The organism is Polaromonas sp. P1_G4, from assembly GCF_056405475.1.
On record NZ_JBFUCA010000298.1, the window covers coordinates 1 to 5,297 of the forward strand.

5 protein-coding genes are annotated in these 5,297 nt (G+C 61.1%); 3 read left to right on the forward strand and 2 right to left on the reverse strand.

The window, feature by feature from the left end:
- The coding region (locus tag AC1D1X_RS14870) for a GTPase (protein WP_477698550.1) at positions 1-435 on the reverse strand (435 nt) is incomplete at its 3' end.
- A gap of 64 nt (positions 436-499) precedes the next feature.
- Between AC1D1X_RS14870 and AC1D1X_RS14875 the strand changes: the two genes are divergently transcribed.
- Positions 500-2,347 (forward strand): sensor domain-containing diguanylate cyclase, encoded by a 1,848-nt coding sequence (locus tag AC1D1X_RS14875; protein WP_477668351.1) that lies wholly within the window; start codon positions 500-502, stop codon positions 2,345-2,347.
- Here AC1D1X_RS14875 and AC1D1X_RS14880 read toward each other — a convergent pair.
- Complete coding sequence (locus AC1D1X_RS14880; protein ID WP_477668352.1) at positions 2,335-3,246, reverse strand: MOSC domain-containing protein; 912 nt, start codon at positions 3,244-3,246, stop codon at positions 2,335-2,337. The genes AC1D1X_RS14875 and AC1D1X_RS14880 overlap by 13 nt on opposite strands.
- A 93-nt stretch (positions 3,247-3,339) precedes the next feature.
- On the opposite strand from AC1D1X_RS14880, the gene AC1D1X_RS14885 reads away from it, so the two are divergent.
- A complete protein-coding gene (locus tag AC1D1X_RS14885) occupies positions 3,340-4,461 on the forward strand; it encodes an FAD-dependent monooxygenase (protein WP_477698551.1) in 1,122 nt (373 codons plus the stop codon).
- A 27-nt stretch (positions 4,462-4,488) separates the two neighbouring features.
- Entirely contained in the window at positions 4,489-5,205 is a 717-nt protein-coding gene (locus AC1D1X_RS14890) for a DsbC family protein (protein WP_477668354.1), read from the forward strand.
- The last annotated feature ends 92 nt before the right edge of the window (positions 5,206-5,297 follow it).

Genomic DNA, 5,297 nt, shown 5'->3' on the forward strand with positions numbered 1-5,297 from the left:
GTGCAGGGCTTTTTCAACTGCTGCCAGGTCGGCCAGACAAAGCTCCGTCTGGATGACTTCGATGTCGGAAATCGGGTCCACCTTGCCGGCAACGTGGATCACGTTGTCATCTTCAAAGCAACGCACCACATTGACTGTGGCGTCGGTTTCGCGGATATGGGCCAGGAACTTGTTGCCCAGTCCCTCGCCCGTACTGGCGCCCGCCACCAGGCCTGCAATGTCCACAAACTCGACGATCGCCGGAACAATGCGTTCAGGCTTGACGATTTCAGCCAATTGCGCCAACCTCGGGTCGGGCACTTCCACGATGCCAACATTGGGCTCAATGGTGCAAAAGGGGTAGTTTTCAGCCGCGATCCCCGCTTTGGTCAACGCATTGAAAAGGGTGGATTTACCGACGTTAGGCAAGCCTACAATGCCGCACTTCAAACTCATGAGAAACCTTCAAAAACAGGCTGAGAAGTGTATTCGATGCGCGCCCGGCCGGGGTTGGAGCGCTTTGTGGCAGGCATTCGCCATCTTTGTGGTGGCCGGTTTTTTGGGTGCTCTGGCGCATCCTGCGCAGGCCCAGCCCATCGTGGCTTTAAACGACGCCAAGCCGACCCTGGACGTGGCAGCGGCGAGTTTGACATGGATTGACAGCGACGGCCAGGCCGGCATCGACCAATTGGCCGGCGGCCATCCAGGGGCCTTGTTCGTCTCCTCGGTTGCCGATACGGTGCATTCGCTTGGCCCGCACGCGGCGCTCTGGCTGCATTACCGTTTTGCCAGGTCATCCGGCTCGCGCCAGGACTGGTTGCTTGAGTTTCCCCTGCCCCTGCTGGACCTGGCGACGGTGTACCAGCGTGCACCGTCGGGAGGGTGGATTGCCGAAACTGCCGGGGACACCGTGCCTGTCTCCAGCTGGCCGGAACCCGGCCGTTACGGGCATTTCCGCCTGAACCTGCCGGACAACGGCGTGCATGACGTGTATGTGCGCATACAGCACCAGACGGAGGTCAGCATTCCGGTTCGGGTCAGCACGCGAGGCAACCTGACGCAGCGACTTCAGCTGGAATACCTCGCGATTGGCGTGGTATTCGGCGCACTGGTGCTGTTGATCATTGCCTGCGTTGTCCAGAGCTGGGTTTACAGCGACCGGGCCTATGGGTGGTATTCCGTGTACGCCGTCATCATGGCCCTCGTCGTAGCGGCGTGGACGGGAGTGGCAGGCCATTTTCTCTGGGGCAACTTCAGCACCTGGAACAACATGGCGCAGGGCTTCCTCGCCATCCTGGGCGGCGGCTCGGCGCTGCTGGTCGTGCATCACCTGTGCGGCACCGGTTCACGCCACAAGTGGTTTGAGCGGCTGGCCTACTGGACAGGCATGGCCGGAGCGCCGCTGGCGCTGGCCTATCTCGTGCTGGAGCGCGGCTTGGGCATAGGCCTCCTCGGGACTTACCTGGTTGCCGTTGTTGCACTGGGAACAAGCCGGGCCTACATGACGTGGCGACGCCACGATGTCGTGGGTTTCTGGGTACTGGCGGCTTTTTCCCCGCTGGGGCTGGTCACGCTCCTCACCGTCACCAGCATCCTGGGCCTGTTTTCCCTGTCGTGGCTGTCTCATTACGGCCTGATGGCAGCGCTGACCATTGAGGTGCCCCTGCTGCTGGTGGCGCTGAACACGCGCTCACATGAGCGCCACGCAGTGGAAGCGCGCGAGCAGGCCATGTCCAGCCAGGACGCCCTCACCGGCCTGCTCGCCGCACATCTTTTCCACGACCGCTTCAAGCAGGTGGTCAGCCGGGCGCAGCGCCACAAAGAGCCGGCGGCTGTGGTGTACATCGAGCTGGTCAACTACCGGTATATCAAGAAAACCTGGGGCACAGCGGTGGCCGAGCAAAGCCTGCTGCGAAGCGTGATCAAGTTGCGCCGGCTTCTGCGCGATGTCAACACCGTGGGGCGCATCGACGAGGCGCGCTTCGGCCTCATTCTTGAAGGCGTTGAATCACGCCCGCCAGTCACCGACCTGGCGGCACGCCTGATCGCGGCCGGCCTCATGCCGCTCAAGGGCCTGAAACCGGAGGTCGTTCTGCAATTTCATGTCGCGGGCGTGCTGCTGAGCGAGCGCCTTGGCAGCCACGAGGAAATTTCCACGGCCCTGGCCGACCTGCTGCACAGCATGGCGGCTCGCACCCGCCGCCCCATCCGCTTTCTCGAGCCGGAGTTGACACACCCCATGCCGCTGGACGCCGAATCAACGCTGGACAGCCTCTCAAGCGGTCCGCAGGCGCCAGAGGCGCTCCCTGCGTCCACGGCCGCCCACGCCCCGCCGCCCCTGCGGGCGGTCAAGAGTCATTCAAACTGATAACTCGCACCCACCGGCTGGCCCACCTTGAGCTGGTGGTCAATGCCCGCCAGCACAATGGCATTCATGCCGAACGTCAGCGCGCCGTTCACCCGCGCATCCTGGCGATAGGTTTGCAGCATGTCGCCCACTTCCGGGCTGCTGACAGCCGTCGCGGGATCGATATTCGGAATCGGGCAACGCGGACAGGGCTTGACCGGCTTGAGCTGGACCACGCCTTGCGCCGTGGCAACCTGCAGCACCTCAATGCGGTCCTCATCGTGCGGCGCCAGACTGTCGGCACCAGCGGCATCGCCCAGCACGATGTTTGGACGAAAGCGCTCCATGCCCACCGCAGGGGTGCCGGCAGCCACCAGCTTTTCGTTGAAATGCACCAATGAGGCTTCGCTGAGTACCAGCAACGGGTAACCGTCGCTGAACTGGTTAAGCGCTTCCACATCGCCGGTCCACTGCGGACTGCAAACCCGCTTGTGTTCGGGGTCAAACCGCACCAGGCGTGCAGCCTGGCCCAGGAAGTCGGTGAACCATTGCGCCGCGATGGCACCCATGTCATACGCCTGGACTTCGTCTTTCCAGACCTGCACGCGAACGGGCTCTTCCACCTGGTCCAGCGCAATGTGAAGGGCCAGCATGCCGGGCGCACGCAGCACCATGTCGTGGTGCCTCAGCTGGGGCCTGATCAATGCCATGCGCGGCAATTCACGCTGGGTCAGGAATTCGCCCTTGCTGTCCACCACCATCCAGGCACGGTCAAATTCCAGCCCGGTTTCAGTCAGCAGGGCTTCCTGCACCTGCACGCCGGCACAGGATTTCACCGGATACACATAAAGGCGCGAAATCACGGCCCTGAGGTCAGTAGGTGCGTCGGCCGGTAATGTTTCGTTCAATGGATCGCTCACTTTTCAAGCCTTTAGGTTCAGATGCACGGCCAGAAACCGCGCAGTAATTGTTTGCCCAAAGCACCAATTTTGCCCTGCCTCCTAAAATGGGCCATGTCCAAGACCTTTGATGTCTGTATTCGCGGCGATGGTGTGGTAGGCCGCACACTGGCCCTGCTGCTGGCGCGCGAGCGCCTGCGCGTAGCTTTGGTCACCAGGCCTGAAAGGCCGCCGGGGATGCACACCATGCCCGACGTGCGTGCTTACGCCCTCAACAGCGCGTCTCGCAGCGTGCTGGAAACCCTGCGCGCCTGGCCCGACACGGCCTTTGCCACGCCGGTGGTCGAAATGCAGGTTTGGGGAGACAACGGCGGCAAGCTGGATTTCACGGCGCGCAGTGTCGGCCAGGAAGCGCTGGCCTGGATTGTGGATGTCCCGGCGCTGGAGCAGCAATTGAGCCAGGCAGTTCGCTACCAGCCGCAAATCGAGACGGTGGACGCGCCTGCCAAGGCCGCGCTCAACGTGATCTGCGAAGGCCAGAAAAGCKCCAGCCGTGATGAGTTCGCCCAGATCCGGCCGGTCAACTGGACCATCAAGCCCTATCCGCAAAAGGCCGTCGCAGCACGGCTTGAGCTGGACAAGCCCCATGGCGGCATTGCCCGCCAGTGGTTTACCCACGGCGACATACTGGCTCTTTTGCCTTTATCGGGTGCCAACGGGAACTTGGCGGCGCTGGTGTGGTCTGTCCCTGTACAGCGGGCCGCCCTGCTCGAAAAAATGCCCGCGGAAGAATTTTGCAACACCCTCAAGGCCGTGTGCGGCGAAGAGACCGGTAACCTGCGCCTGACAAGCGAGCGGGCAAGCTGGCAGCTTTCCCTGTCCAGCGCCGGGCACTGGGTCGGCCCCGGCTGGGCTTTGGCGGGCGATGCGGCGCACACGGTGCACCCGCTGGCCGGTCAAGGCTTGAACCTGGGCCTGGCCGATGCGGCTTGCCTGGCCGGGGTGATTTCACAGCGTGAGTATTGGCGCGGATTGGGTGATGAAAAACTGCTGCGGCGCTACGAAAGGGCCCGCAAGGCCGACGTAGCGGCAATGGGCGCGGTCACCGACGGTTTGCATGGCATTTTTGCGCAAACCGATGGGCGCTGGCAGGCCCTGCGCAATTGGGGCATGAAGGGGTTTGAGCGAAGCGGTTTGCTCAAGGCCTGGCTGACGCGGCAAGCCGCGGGTTTATGAATGACTGAGAAACAGACTGGAACTTAAATGAAAATAGTGAAATTGATCGGTCTGCTCAGTCTGGCGGCGTTCAGCCTGGTTCCTGTTTTTGCGCAGGAAGCCGTCATCCGCAAAAACCTGTCAGAGAAATTTCCGGCTTTTGCAAAAATCGATGAAGTCACCAAAACACCGATGGGCGGCCTCTATGAGGTACGTATTGGCTTCGAAATTTTCTATACCGACGAGCAAGGTAACTACCTGTTGCAGGGTCAACTTCTCGATGTAAAAAACAAAAAAAACCTGACCGAGGAACGCATCGGGAAACTCAGTGCAGTCGATTTCGACAAACTCCCTTTGAAGGACGCTTTCAAGATTGTTCGCGGTGAGGGGAAACGCAGGCTGGCGGTGTTTGAAGACCCAAATTGCGGCTACTGCAAACACTTCGAACGGGACCTGACCACCGTCGACAACGTCACCGTTTATCTCTTCCTGTACCCCGTGCTCGGACCGGACTCCGTCGCCAAGTCGCGCCACATCTGGTGTGCCAAGGACAAGGCGAAGTCATGGAACGACTGGATGCTGCGCAACACCGTGCCTGCGGCTGCCGAATGCGACATCTCGGCCATCAAGCGAAACCGCGAGTTTGGCCAAAAATACAATATCACCGGCACGCCCACCCTGATTTTTGCTGACGGATCCCGCGCGCCAGGCGCGGTCAGCGCCCAGGAAGTCGAAAAAATGCTGCTCAGTGCAAAAACTCCCTGAAAATGGGCCAGAAGGCCCTGTTTAGATACAAAATCGACCTCCAGCCCGCACACCACCTGCGCGAGCAGCTCCTTTTTTGATAGCATTTACAG